12 protein-coding genes and 1 pseudogene are annotated in these 14,954 nt (G+C 63.0%); 4 read left to right on the top strand and 9 right to left on the bottom strand.

Translation table 11 applies throughout. The annotated features are described in order from the left end of the window. Window positions 1-80: 80 nt before the first annotated feature. On the bottom strand, window positions 81-3,635 hold the full coding sequence (locus GR138_RS22895; RefSeq protein WP_160861577.1) for a bifunctional diguanylate cyclase/phosphodiesterase: 3,555 nt from the start codon (window positions 3,633-3,635) through the stop codon (window positions 81-83). 270 nt (window positions 3,636-3,905) lie between these two features. On the opposite strand from GR138_RS22895, the gene GR138_RS22890 reads away from it, so the two are divergent. Continuing rightward, window positions 3,906-4,166, top strand: a complete 261-nt coding sequence (locus tag GR138_RS22890) for a DUF1344 domain-containing protein (RefSeq protein ID WP_160861576.1) — start codon at window positions 3,906-3,908, stop codon at window positions 4,164-4,166. A gap of 15 nt (window positions 4,167-4,181) precedes the next feature. On the opposite strand, the gene GR138_RS22885 is transcribed toward GR138_RS22890, so the two are convergent. The 4 genes from GR138_RS22885 to GR138_RS22870 all read right to left on the bottom strand — a co-directional run bounded on the left by GR138_RS22885 (window position 4,182) and on the right by GR138_RS22870 (window position 7,340). Continuing rightward, window positions 4,182-4,763: a histidine phosphatase family protein gene (locus GR138_RS22885; RefSeq protein WP_202402788.1), complete on the bottom strand. Its 582-nt coding sequence runs from the start codon at window positions 4,761-4,763 to the stop codon at window positions 4,182-4,184. Between the two features lie 22 nt (window positions 4,764-4,785). Further along, entirely contained in the window at window positions 4,786-5,604 is an 819-nt protein-coding gene (fabI, locus tag GR138_RS22880; RefSeq protein ID WP_160861575.1) for an enoyl-ACP reductase FabI, read from the bottom strand. Between the two features lie 132 nt (window positions 5,605-5,736). Next, complete coding sequence (locus GR138_RS22875) at window positions 5,737-6,783, bottom strand: DnaJ C-terminal domain-containing protein (RefSeq protein WP_160861574.1); 1,047 nt, start codon at window positions 6,781-6,783, stop codon at window positions 5,737-5,739. Window positions 6,784-6,896: 113 nt separating this feature from the next. Next, complete coding sequence (locus GR138_RS22870) at window positions 6,897-7,340, bottom strand: RT0821/Lpp0805 family surface protein (protein ID WP_160861573.1); 444 nt, start codon at window positions 7,338-7,340, stop codon at window positions 6,897-6,899. Window positions 7,341-7,384: 44 nt separating this feature from the next. Here GR138_RS22870 and pdxH point away from each other — a divergent pair, with 44 nt between their 5' ends. After that, complete coding sequence (pdxH, locus tag GR138_RS22865; protein WP_160861572.1) at window positions 7,385-8,005, top strand: pyridoxamine 5'-phosphate oxidase; 621 nt, start codon at window positions 7,385-7,387, stop codon at window positions 8,003-8,005. 3 nt (window positions 8,006-8,008) lie between these two features. Here the strand turns inward: pdxH and GR138_RS22860 are convergent, their stop codons facing one another. Continuing rightward, entirely contained in the window at window positions 8,009-9,064 is a 1,056-nt protein-coding gene (locus GR138_RS22860) for a polysaccharide deacetylase family protein (RefSeq protein ID WP_160861571.1), read from the bottom strand. 265 nt (window positions 9,065-9,329) lie between these two features. Between GR138_RS22860 and GR138_RS22855 the strand changes: the two genes are divergently transcribed. Continuing rightward, window positions 9,330-10,226, top strand: coding sequence for a LysR substrate-binding domain-containing protein (locus GR138_RS22855; RefSeq protein ID WP_160861570.1), 897 nt, complete (start codon window positions 9,330-9,332; stop codon window positions 10,224-10,226). Between the two features lie 45 nt (window positions 10,227-10,271). Here the strand turns inward: GR138_RS22855 and tldD are convergent, their stop codons facing one another. From tldD to GR138_RS22840, 3 genes and pseudogenes are all read right to left on the bottom strand, one after another. After that, window positions 10,272-11,687, bottom strand: a complete 1,416-nt coding sequence (gene tldD, locus GR138_RS22850) for a metalloprotease TldD (protein WP_160861569.1) — start codon at window positions 11,685-11,687, stop codon at window positions 10,272-10,274. Between the two features lie 78 nt (window positions 11,688-11,765). Then, window positions 11,766-12,200, bottom strand: a pseudogene (locus tag GR138_RS22845) (invasion associated locus B family protein); the annotation flags it as partial. Between the two features lie 251 nt (window positions 12,201-12,451). Then, entirely contained in the window at window positions 12,452-13,978 is a 1,527-nt protein-coding gene (locus tag GR138_RS22840; RefSeq protein WP_246200634.1) for a multidrug effflux MFS transporter, read from the bottom strand. 83 nt (window positions 13,979-14,061) lie between these two features. Here GR138_RS22840 and coxB point away from each other — a divergent pair, with 83 nt between their 5' ends. Then, a complete protein-coding gene (gene coxB / locus GR138_RS22835) occupies window positions 14,062-14,946 on the top strand; it encodes a cytochrome c oxidase subunit II (protein WP_160861567.1) in 885 nt (294 codons plus the stop codon). Window positions 14,947-14,954 lie beyond the last annotated feature (8 nt).

The following is a 14,954-nucleotide window of genomic DNA, read 5'->3' as shown; positions in this document are numbered from 1 at the left end:
GCGGAACCGGACCCGATAGAAGTGGTCCCTCTCTTAGTGGAAAAAGCGGGGGAGGGACAAGGGTTTCGCGTGAGGTCCGGTCAGGAAGCGAGCTTCCAGCGCATCTCGCTGCCGAAGGCAAGGAAGGCGTCGCGCGAGAGCGGCTTGGCGAAGGCGAAGCCTTGCAGGAGATCGCAGCCCAGCATGCCGAGCATTTCGGCGTGCGCCATCGTTTCCACGCCTTCCGCAACGATCTCGATGTTGAGCGAGCGGCCGATCTCGATGATCGAGCGCACCAGCGCCTGTTCATCGCGCGAGGAGAGGATCGGCGCAACGAGCTGGCGATCAATCTTCAGCCGCTTGGGCTTCAGCTTCAAGAGGCTGACGATGGAGGTGTGGCCGGTGCCGAAATCGTCGATCTCAATGTCGATGCCGAGCGCCTTGATGCGTTCGAGGTTGGAGAGAACGACGTCGTCGCTCTCGTCGAGGAAGATCGATTCCACCAGTTCGAAGGCGATCTGGCCGGGCTGGATGGAAAGGCCGGTCAGGCTTTCGATCAGGCTCTCGTCGCGCAGCCGCCGGGCGGACACGTTGACCGAGATTTTCGGCATGATCAGACCCTGCGCCGCCCAGCGGGCGCAGTCGAGCAGCGCCTTCTCCAGAACGATGCGGTCGAGCGTCGCCATGACGTTGAGGTCTTCGGCGATCTTCAGGAAGCGGTCCGGCGTCAGCACGCCGTCGCGTGGATGGTTCCAGCGGATGAGCGCCTCGGCGCCGGCGAGTTTCAGCGTGCCGGCGTCGATCTGAGGCTGGTAGTAGGGCACGAATTCGTTGTTCTCGATGCCGGACAGAATGTCGTCGGCGATGCGCTTGTTCGAGATGATCTCGGCCTGCAGCGCCTGCGTGAAGAATTCGTGCCGATTGCGCCCCATCGCCTTGGCGCGGTAGAGCGCGATGTCGGCATTCACCAGCAGCCTGGCGGTATCGACCGCCCGACCTTCGGCGAGCGCAATACCGATGCTGACGCCGAAGCGGCACAAATGGCCCTCATACTCGATGGGCTGCTGCATCAGCGTGATGATGCGGCGTGACAGCGCGCTGAGATAGGTCTCGTCCGTCGTATCGGCCACCACCACGACAAATTCGTCGCCGCCGATGCGGGCGACGAGATCGCCCTCGCGCACCGAGGCGCGTAGCACCTGCGAGGCATGCACGAGCAGCGCATCGCCGGCCGCATGGCCGAGCGTGTCGTTGATCTGCTTGAAGCGGTCGAGGTCGATATGCAGGATGCCGACGCGCACGTCCGTCGTCGCGCTGCGTGCGGCGATGGCGGTCAGCTCGTCGTCGAGCTTGCGCCGGTTACCGAGGCTGGTCAGCGGGTCGTGCAGGGCGTTGTGCTCGATGCGGACCTTCGCCTGTTCCAGTTCCAGGTTCTTGGCGTCGGCCTGCGTCTTGGCGGCCTTGAGGTGTTCGCGCAGCACGACATCCTCGGTGACGTCGAAGGCGAGGCCGATCAGCCTGCGGGTGGCGCCATGGCCATAGTGGATCTTGCCGACGGAGCGCACATGGCGGATTTCCCCGCCGGGTAGAACGACGCGCGCCTCGTGCACATAGGGCAGGTCCTGGGCGATGCAGCGTTCGACATTCTCGATGATCGCTGCCCGGTCATCCGGGTGGATGGCGCCAAGCCAGGCTTCCTGCGTCACGATGCCGTCGGTGAAGGTCAGCCCGTAGAGCTGATGCATGCGGGGGTCCCAGAAGGTCCGGCCGCGGTTCAGGTCAGCTTCCCAAAGGCCGCACTGATAGGAATCGAGCGCGAGGTCGAGGCGACGGGTCGTCTGCTCCAGCTCGCTGTTCTGTAGCTCGGAGCGCTCCTTGGCCTCCTTGAGGCGGGCGGTCATCTGCACGTCGCTGGTGACGTCGAAGGCGAGGCCCACGAGCTTGCGGCGGCCGTCCTGCCCGACATGGAGCTTGCCGACCGACTGGACATGGCGGATCGTGCCGTCGGGATGGACAACTCGCGAGGTGCGCATGTAGGGCACGTTTTCCCGGATGGTCTGGTCGGCCTTGCCTTCCGCCTCGTCCCGGTCGTCGGGATGGATGGCGCCGATCCAGGTCTCGTGCGTGATGCGGTTTCCCGTGTTGGTGACGCCATAGAGCTGGTGCATGCGCTCGTCCCACAGCGTCAGCCCATCCTCGAGGTCGGCCTCCCAGAGGCCGCATTCATAGGAATCGAGCGCGAGGTCGAGGCGCTGCGTCAGCTTGGCAAGCTCGGCGTTCTGAATGTCGGCCTGTTCCTTGGCGGTCTTCAGGGCCTGGTTGAGCAGGACGTCCTCGGTGACGTCCCAGCTGATGCCGGTCAGTTTTTCATCGCCGTTCGGGCCGATGAGGCGCGAGCCGACATTGCGGATATAGTGCCAGCTGCCGTCCGGCATTAGGATGCGATATTGCGATTTGTAGTCGCTGCCGCCGGCGCGGATCAGGTCCATCTGGGCCTTGGCGGTGGCGACGTCGTCTGGGTGGAGAACCGAGCGCCATTCGTGGTCGTTCGGCGTGGCGCCTTCCGAGAAGCCGTGCAGGCGATGCATCTGGGCGTCCCAGTTGCGCGCGCCGCTGGCAAGCTCGATTTCCCAGATGCCGATCTTGGAGGCGTCGAGTGCAATGTCGAGACGCTGGGAGAGCGACTGTACCTGCCGTTCGCGCGCCCGGAGCCGGGCGATGTTGCGCTGGCGTTCGCTGACAAGGCCGCCGGTCAGGAAGATCGGCACGATGATGACGAGTGCGGCTGCGACGATGATCAGACGGATCTGCGTCAGGTTTTCCGGCGGATGCTGCCAGCCCTTCGTCGGAATGGCGGCGAGCTCCCAGCGTCCGCCAGGAAAATCCAGCACCTGGACGATGGGCGCGCTTTCGAAGATCTCGGCAGCGCCGAAGAAGGGGTCGACAATGTTGTCCGGCACACTGATATCGCGGATGGCGAGCTGGATATCGGCGGGATGCGCTGAAATGCCGGGCGGGTTGTGCCGGTCGGGGTCGATGAGGCCGGCATCGGTGAAGAGCTTGCGCTCGTCGATCACCCCGTCGATGTAACCCCAGAAGTAGTGCCGGGCATCCACATTGGTGAAGACCGGCATGAACAGGTTGAAGCCGCGCCCGCCCTTGGCGAATTCCACCGGCCCGAACATCAGCGGGCGCCCGCGCGAGCGGTCCGTCTGGGCGGCCATGCGGAAGGAGTTGAAGCGGTTGAAATTCGTGCCGAGATAGTGCTGGTTGCCGTCCAGCGGGAAGGCTTGCGTGACCGTGCCGTCTGGCGCGACGCCGACACGGCGGAAATGGGTGTTCTGCAGCATCAGCTTGCGGGCGAAGACGTTGAATTGCAGGGTCGCCTGCTCCGGCGCCACGGCAAACATGTTGGCGACGCTGCGAAGTGCCGCCACGTTGCTGTTGACCTCGCTCTGCAGGCGAGCGCCGACAAGCGCAAGGTCGCCCGCGATATGGTTCTGCAACTCGTTGCGGTAGATGTGCTCGTTTTGCCGCTCGTAGATGATGCCCGCCGTCAGGATGACGCAGCCGGCAATGGCCGCCGGGATGAGCGACGGCCGCGCCCATTCTGCAATGGACGCCAGATGACGGCGAAGGGCGGCAGGCAGGTGCAAAAGACAGTTCCCGTTTGTTGCAAAACGGTACGGTCTGTTTCCTTAAAATTGCATTTATAAGCAGCTGAAATACTTGCACTTCCGCTTGATGACGCGCGGTTGCATCGCATTTGTCCGACAAACCGGGGGATGAGCACTGCCCGCGCCTTGATTTGCCGCACCTTTCCGGCCATCCATTTCACACGACCGCGGGGGCGGGCAAATTTTGCCATATTTGGGGGGCATCTGATGGCCAGCAAAAAGACCGATTCATTTCCTGGGATTCGCACGATGCGCTTTCTGATCGCCGCTCTGATGGCTACGGCTGTTTTCCTCTCGCCACTCACCGCATCGGCAGAAAGCGCCGATGTCGAGGCCACCATCACGAATGTCGATACGACGAATCTCAGCCTGTCGCTCGACGACGGCAAGAAGTATCAGGCGCCGGAAGAGTTCAATTTCGAGGGCCTGACGCCCGGCGTGAAGGTGCTGGTGTTCTACACCGAAGTGGACGGCAAGCGCGTCATCAACGACCTCGAGATCATTCAGTAGGATTTGAACCGCTCGTCAGAGCCAGTGCATGCCGGTCGCATCGATGCGCAGCAGCCGGTCCTGGTGGATCGGCGTGTTGGCCGCCTCTTCCTCACCCATGCCATGCAGGCGGAAGGCCGCGCGAAAAACGCCGCCATGGCTGACGCAGACGGTCGGCTGGCGCACATCGGCAAGCCATGAGGCGATGCGCCAGGAGAGGATTTCGTAACTCTCGGCATCGTCGCCCGGTGGGATGAAGTTCCATTTCGCGTGGCGGCGCTCTTCGACACGTTCCGGCGCCTGCGCCGCGAGCTCGGGCAGCGTATGGCCCTCCCAGTCGCCGAAGGAGACTTCCACCAGGCGCGCATCGGTGCGGTAGGCGAGGGGGTCGATGCCCATGGCGCGGCGCAGGATCTCCATCGTCTCGCGCGTGCGCCCGAGCGGGCTTGCCACGAAATCGAAATCGGAAACCGTCGTGCCGAGAATGCCCTTGAAGGCCGTGCCGTTACCGGCCGCCTGTTTGCGGCCGGTGTCGTTCAGCGGGATGTCCTTCTGCCCTTGCAGTCTGCCTTCTGCATTCCACGCGGTCTGGCCGTGTCGGATCATGTAGATAAGCAAGGCAGAGGGTCCCGCTGTCAGTTCAATCCTTGGCGACGGAGATGTCCGGCGCGTCCACGGCCTTCATGCCGACGACATGGTAACCGCTGTCGGCATGGTGCGTTTCGCCGGTCACAGAGCGCGACAGGTCGGACAGCATGTAGAGGCCGACATCACCCACTTCTTCGATGGTAACGGTACGACGCAGCGGCGCGTTGTATTCGTTCCATTTGAGGATGTAGCGGAAGTCGCCGATGCCGGCCGCCGCAAGCGTCTTGATCGGGCCTGCCGAAATGGCGTTGACGCGGATGTTCTTCGGGCCGAGGTCGACTGCGAGGTACTTTACGCTCGCTTCGAGTGCGGCCTTGGCAACGCCCATGACGTTGTAGTTCGGCATGACCTTTTCCGCGCCGTAATAGGTCAGCGTCAGCATGGAGCCGCCGTCGGTCATCAGCTTTTCCGCACGGCGGGCGACCGACGTGAACGAATAGACCGAGATCTGCATCGTCTTGGCAAAGTTGCCCGGCGTCGTGTCGACATAGCGGCCGGTCAGCTCATCCTTGTCGGAAAAGCCGATGGCGTGCACGATGAAGTCGATCTTGCCCCACATCTTCTCGATATTGTCGAAAACGGCGTCGATCGACGCTTCGTCCGAAACATCGCAATCGCCAGCCAGCACGGCGCCGATTTCGGCGGCCAGCGGCTCGACGCGCTTCTTCAGCGCATCGCCCTGATAGGTGAAGGCGATCTCGCCGCCCTGTGCGTGGATAGCCTTGGCGATGCCCCAGGCGATGGAACGGTTGTTGGCGACACCCATGATGACGCCGCGCTTGCCCTTCATCAGACCAGATGCCTGAACCATGGTATGCCCCCTGAACTTAAAGTCGAAACTGCCTATGGCATAGGCGGCACGGTGGTTCAAGCGCGGGAGGCTTCAGGAACTGTTAGCACACGTAACAATGGGTGCATGTTTTACCGTAGCGTCACAAAAGGCTTAAAGATAAAGGCCTTCGCGCAGTGAACGCATGAGATCGATCATCTTGGCGTCCGGCTTTTCCCACAGGAGAAGACGGATTTCGGCGATGAGATCGCCGCGCTCGCCGTTTTCCTTGACGAGGCCTTCGCCCGCAATCGTGATCGTCTGGTCGGAGCCCGACCAGGCTGGGACAGAGACGGGAAGGGGCCCAAGCGGCCCGTCGATCGTCGTCTCGCAACCGAGCACGGCGTTTTCGATGGTGATCGGCAAGTCGACCTTCAGGTCAAAGCCATCGACGCGGAAACGGCCCGGCGCCACGCGCACGGTGACGATTGCATCGCCGCGTTTCAGGTTTTCCAGGCGATGGCCCGCTTCCCTGAGACGGATCACCTGGCCGTCCGTCGAGCCGGCGCCGATCGGCACCCGCAACGTCTGGCCGTCCGGCGTTTCGAGCGTCGGGCGCACCCGGTTCAGGATATCCTCGACCGTGACGGTGACGTCGGCGACAAGATCCGGGGCCTTCTCGACCTTTGCGCGGCTACCGCGGATGCGGCGGATGATGGCGGAGATGATCGCTGCCGCGGGCGCGGCGGCGCGCGCAGACGCGGTCTCGTCCGACGTGGTCTCGCCGGTGGTCTTGCGTGTGTCCGGCGCCGTGGCGGCGTTGGGCTGTTGGGCCTGCGGCTGCGGGCGGGCGTCCGGTTTTGCTTCCGCGGGCTGCCCGCGGGAATCGACGCCGAAGATGCGGGCGATCATGTCTTCCGCGCCTTCGTCCACCACGCGTTGTGGGGCTTCGGTCTGGGCCTTGCGCTCGGCTTGCTGGCGACGCATCTGCTCCATGCGGCGAAGCTCCGCCTCGCGCTGGTGGCGGTCGTAGCGGCTGCGTTTGTCCGGGTCGCGCAACAGGTCGTAGGCGCGGCCGGCCTCGGTAAAGCGAACGGTGGCGTTCGGGTCGTCGTGATTCTGGTCGGGATGCACCGCCTTTGCGACCGAGCGCCAGGCAGCCTTGATCTCGTCCTGTCCGGCGTTTCGCTTCACGCCGAGCACTGAATAGGGGTCACGCATAACTTCCACCCGTTGACGTTTTGCCGATCACGATAGCGAGGAACGTCCTAATCTCTCGTTACGGGTCAGGGTTGAGAAATCGCAAAGATTTCGCGCAAGCCCGGTTGGCGCCCTCAGCCCTGGAGGTCGAAGGCGAGCAGCAGCCACTCGCCGGAACTGCCAAGGCAGGTGCGGCCGGAATAGTTGGCGATGCCCTGGTAGGAATGTTTGGTCGTCACGAAATCGCGACAGGTACGCCCCGCCGTGTCGCGGTTTTCGGCGATGGTGCTGATCACGCCGGCGCTGCCTGAGGCGGAATTCGCCCAGGGAATGGGGTTGCCGGCCGTGTGTGAAAGATCGGCGGACGAGACGGCATTGCGCACGGTGATTTCATCGGTCAGCCGTTCCGCGCTGGTCGCCACGGCGCTGGTGCGCACGGTATCCACCTTGTCGTCAAACAGGTCGAGGCCGCCCATGCAGCCGGAAAGGAGCGCACCGGACGTCATCACGGCAACGATCGCAAGGCAGCGCGCCCAGTATGGCTTTGTCTCCGGTCGCGATTTTGCTATGACGTCCACTCCAACCTGCCTCATGCAGCCAATAGATCGGCATTGAATCGAATATGAGCGAAAACGCGTTAACAAGCGGTGACTTCACCGAGGAAAACGAACCCTATTCCCTGTTCGGCACATGGCTGGAAGAGGCGGGAAAGACCGAACCGAACGATGCGAACGCGGTGGCACTCGCGACCGTCGACGAGACGGGCCTGCCAAACGTGCGCATGGTGCTGCTCAAGGGATTCGACGAGCGCGGCTTCGTTTTCTACACGAATTTCGAAAGCCGCAAGGGCGAAGAACTGCTCGCCGCCCGTAAGGCCGCCATGTGTTTCCACTGGAAATCGTTGCGCCGCCAGGTGCGCGTGCGTGGCGAGGTGGAGGTCGTCACGGATGCCGAGGCCGATGAATATTATGCCTCGCGTCCGCGCGGCAGCCGCATCGGTGCCTGGGCCTCGAAACAGTCCCGCCCGCTCGAAGGCCGCTTCGCGCTGGAAAAGGCGGTCGCGGAATACACCGCGCGCTACGCGATCGGCGAAATCCCCCGCCCGCCATACTGGTCCGGCTTTCGGATAAAGCCGGTCTCGATCGAATTCTGGCACGACCGCGCCTTCCGCCTGCACGACCGCGTGGAGTTCCGCCGCGCGGACGATGGCAAGGGCTGGACGAAGGTTCGGATGTATCCGTAAATTCTAGCGCCGCAGCAGCCGGAACGGGATGCCGGAGGCCAGGGCGCCGACATATTTCGGTTTCTGGTATAGCCCGTTCAGCGAGATGCGGGGCAGCGTCGTCGGCGTGTCAAAGGAGCGCGCGGAGAGCGTGCCCGGGTCCGTCGTCACGGCGAGGCGGAAGCCAAGCTCCTTGGCGAGGCGGTGTTCGCGCGGCGAGACGGCGGCGTTGTTGCCATAGGGATAGGCGAAGGTTTCCGGGCGGTGGCCGATGATCGCGGCGATGCGGTCGGCTGATTCATTCATCTCGCGGCGGGCTTCCTCGTCGCTGAGGCGCGCCAGCGACCGGTGACTGACCGTATGGGCGCCGATCGAGGCGAGCGGGTTGAGCACGAGGCTTTTCAACTCCGGTTCGCGCATGACGAGCCGTTCGGTGATCATCATCGGGTCGATGCCATGCGCCTTTGCGGCGGCATCGAGCTTTTCGATCGCGGTCGCCTCGTCTGTCTCCACCTGGACGAAGCGGGTCATGCGGTTGAAGGCCGCCTGCTTCTGGAAGGGCGTGGCAAGCGGCATGGTGACCGGGCCGGTGCCGAAATCGAACTCCAGATGTGGCGCCGCGCGCAGCAGTTCCGTCAGCGTCTCCCACCAGATGCCATGGGTCTTGCAGCAGAAACCCGGCGCGACGAATACCGTGAACGGCACCTTGTGGCGGGTAAAGACCGGCTGGGCGTGCATGGCATTGTTGCGATAGCCATCATCGAGCGTGAAGGCGGCGAAGCGTTCGCCTGCCCGTGCGATGGCAAGGCGCGCCGGCAAGTCGGCAAGCGCCACGAACTGGTAGCCTTCCTCGCGCAGATGCTCGATCGCCGCCTCGAGGAATTCCGGGGTAATCTCCAGATGCGCATTCGGATCGAAGGCCTGCGGCAACTTCGGGCGCACATGGTGCAGCGTGAAGATCGCGCCCATGCCGCGCGCCGTGGCCATCAGCCCGGCGCGGCCCGCAAAATGCGCAAACTCCAGCCCGCCGGTAATGACGGCGCGCTTGAGCCCCTGGCGCATGACATTGCGGATTGGCATGTTTTTTCGGTCTTTCCTGTCGTTTCGTGCGGTCGTTATCGCATCCGGTCGGTATCCGATGGGTTAACAACGGCTTTCCTGTGACGGTGGGGTGCGGCCCGCCCGTACTGGAAGGTGAGGATGAGGATGACCTCCATCATGATGGTTGTGACAGCGTCGAACATTGTCTCGTTCTCCATGCGTTTGACTGCATGGATTGTCCGCCCGCTTGCCTCTTTCACTCAAACGAGTTTATCGTCGATCTCGGATGACTTGAGGTTATGCGATGAAACGCGGACGGCTGCCCCTGACGGCGCTGCGAAGTTTCGAGGCGGCGGGCCGGCTCGGAAGTTTTACGCTGGCCGCCGAGGAGCTGCTGGTGTCGCAGGCCGCCGTCAGCCGGCAGGTCAAGGAACTGGAAGCCGAGCTTGGCAAACCGCTCTTCGAGCGCCGCCATCGCAGCGTCCGTCTGACGCCATCCGGTCACGCCCTTCTCGGTGTGCTCTCCCGCGCCTTCGATGCGATGGATGCCAGCCTGTCGGAAATCCGTGGCCGCCGCGGTGGCGGGTTGCTGGAAATCAGCGCCGAACCGTCTTTCGCCGCCTGCTGGTTGGTGCCGAATCTCGAGGCTTTCCACGAAGATCATCCCGAGATCGACGTGGTGGTCGATTCCGACACGCGTCTCATTGAATTCCGCACGCAGGACGCCGAGATCGCCATCCGGCACGGGACGGATGCCAAGGCCTGGTCTCGCGTCGATGCCGAGCGCCTTGCGGCTGTCGAAATGGTGCCGGTGATGATGCCCTGCCTGCGGGCGGACGGCCCGCCGCTGAACGCGCCCGCCGATCTGATGGCCTACACGTTGCTGCACGAGGAGAACCGCAGCGCCTGGCAGCGCTGGTTTGCAGCCGCCGGCCTGCCGGACGTAACCCTCACGCGCGCCCAGATATTCACGGAAGGCAATCTTGTGCTGCAGGCTGCGTTGCGCGGCCACGGCGTGGCCCTTGTCGACCGGTCCTTCGCCGCAGAGGATATCGCCGAGGGCCGCCTGGTGCAGCCTTTCGACATTTCGATCTCCTATGGTGCCTATTGGCTGGTCGCCCGCGACTTCAAGCGCCTTTCACCCGAAGCGCGCGCCTTCCGGGAATGGCTGTTGCGGAGTTTTGGTGTGGATCAAAGATGAGGGGGCTTCGCGACTTGGCATGCCTGATATCGTACAAGAAGGGTATCAGGCCTTCGTCCCGCCCACCGTGATCTGATCCATCCTGAGATGCGGCTGGCCGACGCCGACCGGGACCCATTGGCCGGCCTTGCCGCAATTGCCGATGCCCGTATCGAGCTTGCTGTCGTTGCCGACCATCGAGACACGGCGCATGGCGTCCGGGCCGTTGCCGATCAGCATGGCGCCCTTGACCGGGGCCGTCACCTTGCCGTTCTCGATGAGATAGGCTTCCGTGCAGCCGAAGACGAATTTGCCGGAGGTGATATCCACCTGGCCACCGCCGAAGGAGACGGCGTAGATGCCGTTCTTCACCGAGGCGATGATCTCGTCCGGCGTCTTGTCGCCCGAGAGCATGTAGGTGTTGGTCATGCGCGGCATCGGGCGGTAGGCATAGCCTTGCCGGCGGCCGTTGCCGGTCGCTTTCATGCCCATCAGGCGGGCATTCTGCCGGTCCTGCATGTAGCCGACCAGCTTGCCATCCTCGATCAGCACGTTGTAGGCGGACGGCGTGCCCTCGTCGTCGACGGTGATCGAACCCCGCCGGTTGTCGATCGTGCCGTCATCGACGACGGTGACGCCCCTGGAGGCGACCTGTTCGCCGAGCAGGCCCGCGAAGGCCGAGGTCTTCTTGCGGTTGAAGTCGCCCTCCAGGCCATGGCCGACGGCCTCGTGCAGCATGACGCCCGGCCAGCCGGAGGCAAGCACCACATCCATCGTACCGGCCGGCGCCTCGACGGCTTCGAGATTGACCAGCGCCTGGCGCAGCGCATCGTCGGCGCCCGCCCGCCAGCTTTCCGCGGTGAGGAAGGCGTCGAAGGTCGTGCGCCCGCCAATACCGTAGCTGCCGGTCTCCTGCCGGTCGCCTTCTCCGGCGACGACGGAAATGTTGATGCGGGTCATCGGGCGCACGTCGGTGACGCGGTGCCCGTCGGCGCGCAGGATGTTGACGACCTGCCAGCTTGCGGCAACCGATGCCGTCACCTGCCGCACCTTCGGATCCTTGTCGCGCAGGTAGGCGTCGATCTCGGTGAGCAGCGCCACCTTCTGTTCGAAGGTCGGCGACCCGATCGGGTTGTCCGGGGTATAGAGCTGGCGGTTCGTGCCCTGCGGCGCGTCCGTATAGTCGCCGGAATAGCCGCGCGTGACGGCGCCGGCCGCATCGGCGGCGCGCTTCAGGGCGGCGAGCGTCATCTCGCCGGAATGCGCATAGCCGACGGCCTCGCCGGCCACGGCGCGCAGGCCAAAACCCTGGTCGGTGTTGAAGCTGCCGCCCTTGAGGCGGCCATTGTCGAAGGAGAGCGACTCGGCCTGTGCGTGTTCGAGGAAGAGCTCGCCGTCGTCCGCGTTCTTCAGCGTCTCCCGGAGCATCGCCTGCACGGACGCCTCGTCGGCATCGAAGAGGGAGAGGAGGTCGGTGTTCATGAGAGGCTCCGCAAGCATTTATGTCCGGGCTTCATGTAAGTCCCCCGGCGGCGGGCGGCAAGCCCGCCGGGTGATGGCTTACGGCAGCGCGTCGTAGCCCTCGCCGAAACCCTTGAGGTCGACGGGGATGCCGATGCCCTCTTCCGGCGACTGGAAGACGATGAAGGTGGCGGTCGCGCCCGAGCGGAAGGTCTTCAGGAGTTCGTCCTCCAGCACCACTTCCGCATAGCAGCCATCGGCGAAGCAGCGCACGAAATAGGCGCGGCCGATATCCTTGCCATCGACATTGAGGCCAAGCCCGTTCGGCAGCAGCACGCCGAGCGGCGCGAGCACGCGCAGGATTTTCGCCTTGCGGTCGGCGGTCTTCAGCACGACGACGGAGAGACCGAGTTCCGGCCGGTCTTCGGCCAGCACGTTCTGCATCAGCGCGCATTGTTCGCCGGAGGCACCGGCCGGCTGATCGCAGACGATCGACCATGCGCCATGGTTCGATTTCACCGTGCCGGGCTGCTGGGCCACTGAGGCGGACGGAAGCGCCGCGGCGGCGAGCCCCAGCGCGGCAAGGCCAAGTGCCGCCCGGGACAGCCGGGAAAGGGAAGCAAAACCCATGAAAACCTCGAAAATCTCGAATCAGTCGCGGTATATTTGAAGGGGCGGCGGCGAAATGAAAAGCCCCAAGCGCTCCTTTCCGATTGATTGAAGGCGGAAATTGGACCTCGCGCGGACACTTTATAATATAGAGAAGCCAACTTGTACTCGAAGGCTCATCGTGCGGCTTCGATTGGCGCCTCGTCGCCTCGCATAGCTGCTTCCGTGAGAAGAAGTGCGCTTATGCTTGCCAGGAGAAAACCGAACGCGAGATACATGGCGTTCCCGTCATAGAGGCTGCCTGTTCCAACGGCGAACACTGTTGCGATGGCGCTAGAGCCGGAAGCGATCAATGACGCTCCAAGGCCCGCCGTCTGCCCCAGGGTCTGCATCGCCAAGGCATTCAGGTTGCCGAAAAGAATCCCGATCGCGAAAAAGGCCCCGAAGAGAAGGGCCAACAGCACCAATAAATGAAGATCTCCCGCATCGATGAGGGAGGCAATCATCATGATCAATGAGAGGCCGGTCAGTCCGGTTAGCCCGGCGCGTACCATAGCGCGCATGCCAAAGCGCTGTACCAGTCGGGCATTTAGAAATGACGCCAAGCCCATGGCTGTAGCCAGTCCGGCGAAATAGAGAGGAAAGGCTCTTTCGATCTGATAGGCGTCGAAGAACAGGTCGGGGGCCGTGCTGATGTACAGGAGCTGTGCTCCGAAAATGAGCCCTGTTGACACAATCAATAACGACACGCGCCGGCTTGAAATGATGCGAAGCGCGTTCCGGAAAAGAAGTCTGGGGCGAAGGCGAATGCGGTTGGATACCGGCAGCGTTTCCGGGTGCCGAGTCACCAACCAAATACCAAGGCCAATGGAGACTGCGAAGTAGACGACAAAAACACTGCGCCAACCGGCGAGGCTGATCAGCCCCTGTGTGAGAGCAGGGGCCAGCATGGGGACCAGGATGAACAGGGTGAACATAAAGGACATGACCCGCGCCATGGCATCACCTTCGAACTGATCCCGGATCATGGCGCGTGTGGCGATCTTCGGCCCGGCTACCCCAACGCCTTGCAGGAAGCGGCCGAGGATGACGATCTCGAGTGATCCCGCAAGCATCGATATCAGCGTGCCCGTCACATATATGCCAATCCCCAAAACGAGCGCTTTCTTCCTGCCGATCGCATCTGACAATGGGCCTAGCAGCAGTTCGCCAAACGCCATGCCGAAGATGAACAACGATATTACATGCTGGGTTGAAAGGGGTGGCACGACGCCGACATCAGCACCGATATCCCGCAGGGCCGGCAGAAGCGCGTCAATGCTAAGCGACGTCAGCGCTGTCAGGAGCGTATAAAGCGCGAGGCGTTCCTTAAATCCGATCACCTGAGAAAAGCCTCGTAAGAAATGCTGTCGGCAATCTATACGAAGCACTTCCGCCTGCAATGCAGCCGCGCGCAGGACGGTTGGATGAGAAGCGCCCTGAAAAGGCTTGATCTCACCCGCTGGCCAGAGAAGCGACCACCTCGTCGGGCGCATGCAGCCGCCGCGCGAATCGGGAAGGGAAGGGGCTCTGGCCGGGATCGCCGCGGGCAAACCTTTCATGCTATAGGGAAATGTGAAGAAACTGTGGGGTTCGGCCCTAGGCTTTTGCTTTTGCGCAAAAATGCCGCATGGGGGGTCGCCCATGGCTGTTGCGGCGAGCATGAAACTGTGGTTTTAAGCACTCAGTATAGCAGGGATTCTGCGCGCCTGTTTGATCCCAATCAAACGCCTTGGGGAGATACGTTGTGAAAAACAAAGCTTTTGCAGTTCTGGCCGCTCTAGGCTGTCTGCTCTTTGCTTCGACCGCATTCGCTGATCAGCCGTTCGAGTGGCAGAAGGGCCTCCAGCCCCCCGCAACCTCGATCATGGAAGAGATTCGCTGGTTCGAGCAGTACACACTCTGGTTCATCGTACCGGTCACCCTGCTCGTTCTCGTCCTGCTCGTCATCGTCGTCGTCAAGTTCCGTGAAGGCGCGAACCCGGTCCCGTCCAAGACCAGCCATAACACGGCGATCGAAATCGTCTGGACGCTCGGTCCGGTCGTTGCCCTGCTGTTTCTGGCGGTCCCCTCCTTCCAGCTCCTCAACAAGCAGCTCGCGCCCACCGAAGAGCCGGAATTGACGATCAAGGCGACCGGTTTCCAGTGGTATTGGGGTTATGAATACCAGGTCGGCGACAGCCCGCTTTCCTTCGACAGTCTGCTCCTGCAGGATGGCGACCGCGCCAGCGCCGGCAAGGAAGACAAGTCGGTCTATCCGCGTCTTCTCGCCGTCGACAACGAACTCGTCGTCCCGGTCGGCAAGCATGTCCGTCTCCTCGTCACCGCTGCCGACGTGATCCACGCCTATGCCATGCCGTCCTTCGGCATCAAGATCGACGCCGTTCCGGGTCGTCTGAACGAGACCTGGTTCAAGGCCGATCGCGAAGGCCTGTTCTACGGCCAGTGTTCCGAGCTCTGCGGCAAGGACCACGCGTTCATGCCTATCGCCATCCGCGTCGTCTCGCAGGAGAAGTACGATACCTGGCTTGCTGCCGCCGCGACGAATGTCGGCGAGGCAAACAAGGCCCTGATGGCGTCTGTCGACGGTGCGGACAAGTCCGTCAACGTCGCCCAGAACGCCGCGCAGTAATTCCAAGG

The organism is Shinella kummerowiae, from assembly GCF_009827055.1.
Lineage (GTDB): Bacteria > Pseudomonadota > Alphaproteobacteria > Rhizobiales > Rhizobiaceae > Shinella > Shinella kummerowiae.
This window is presented reverse-complemented; position numbering and strand designations above follow the sequence as displayed.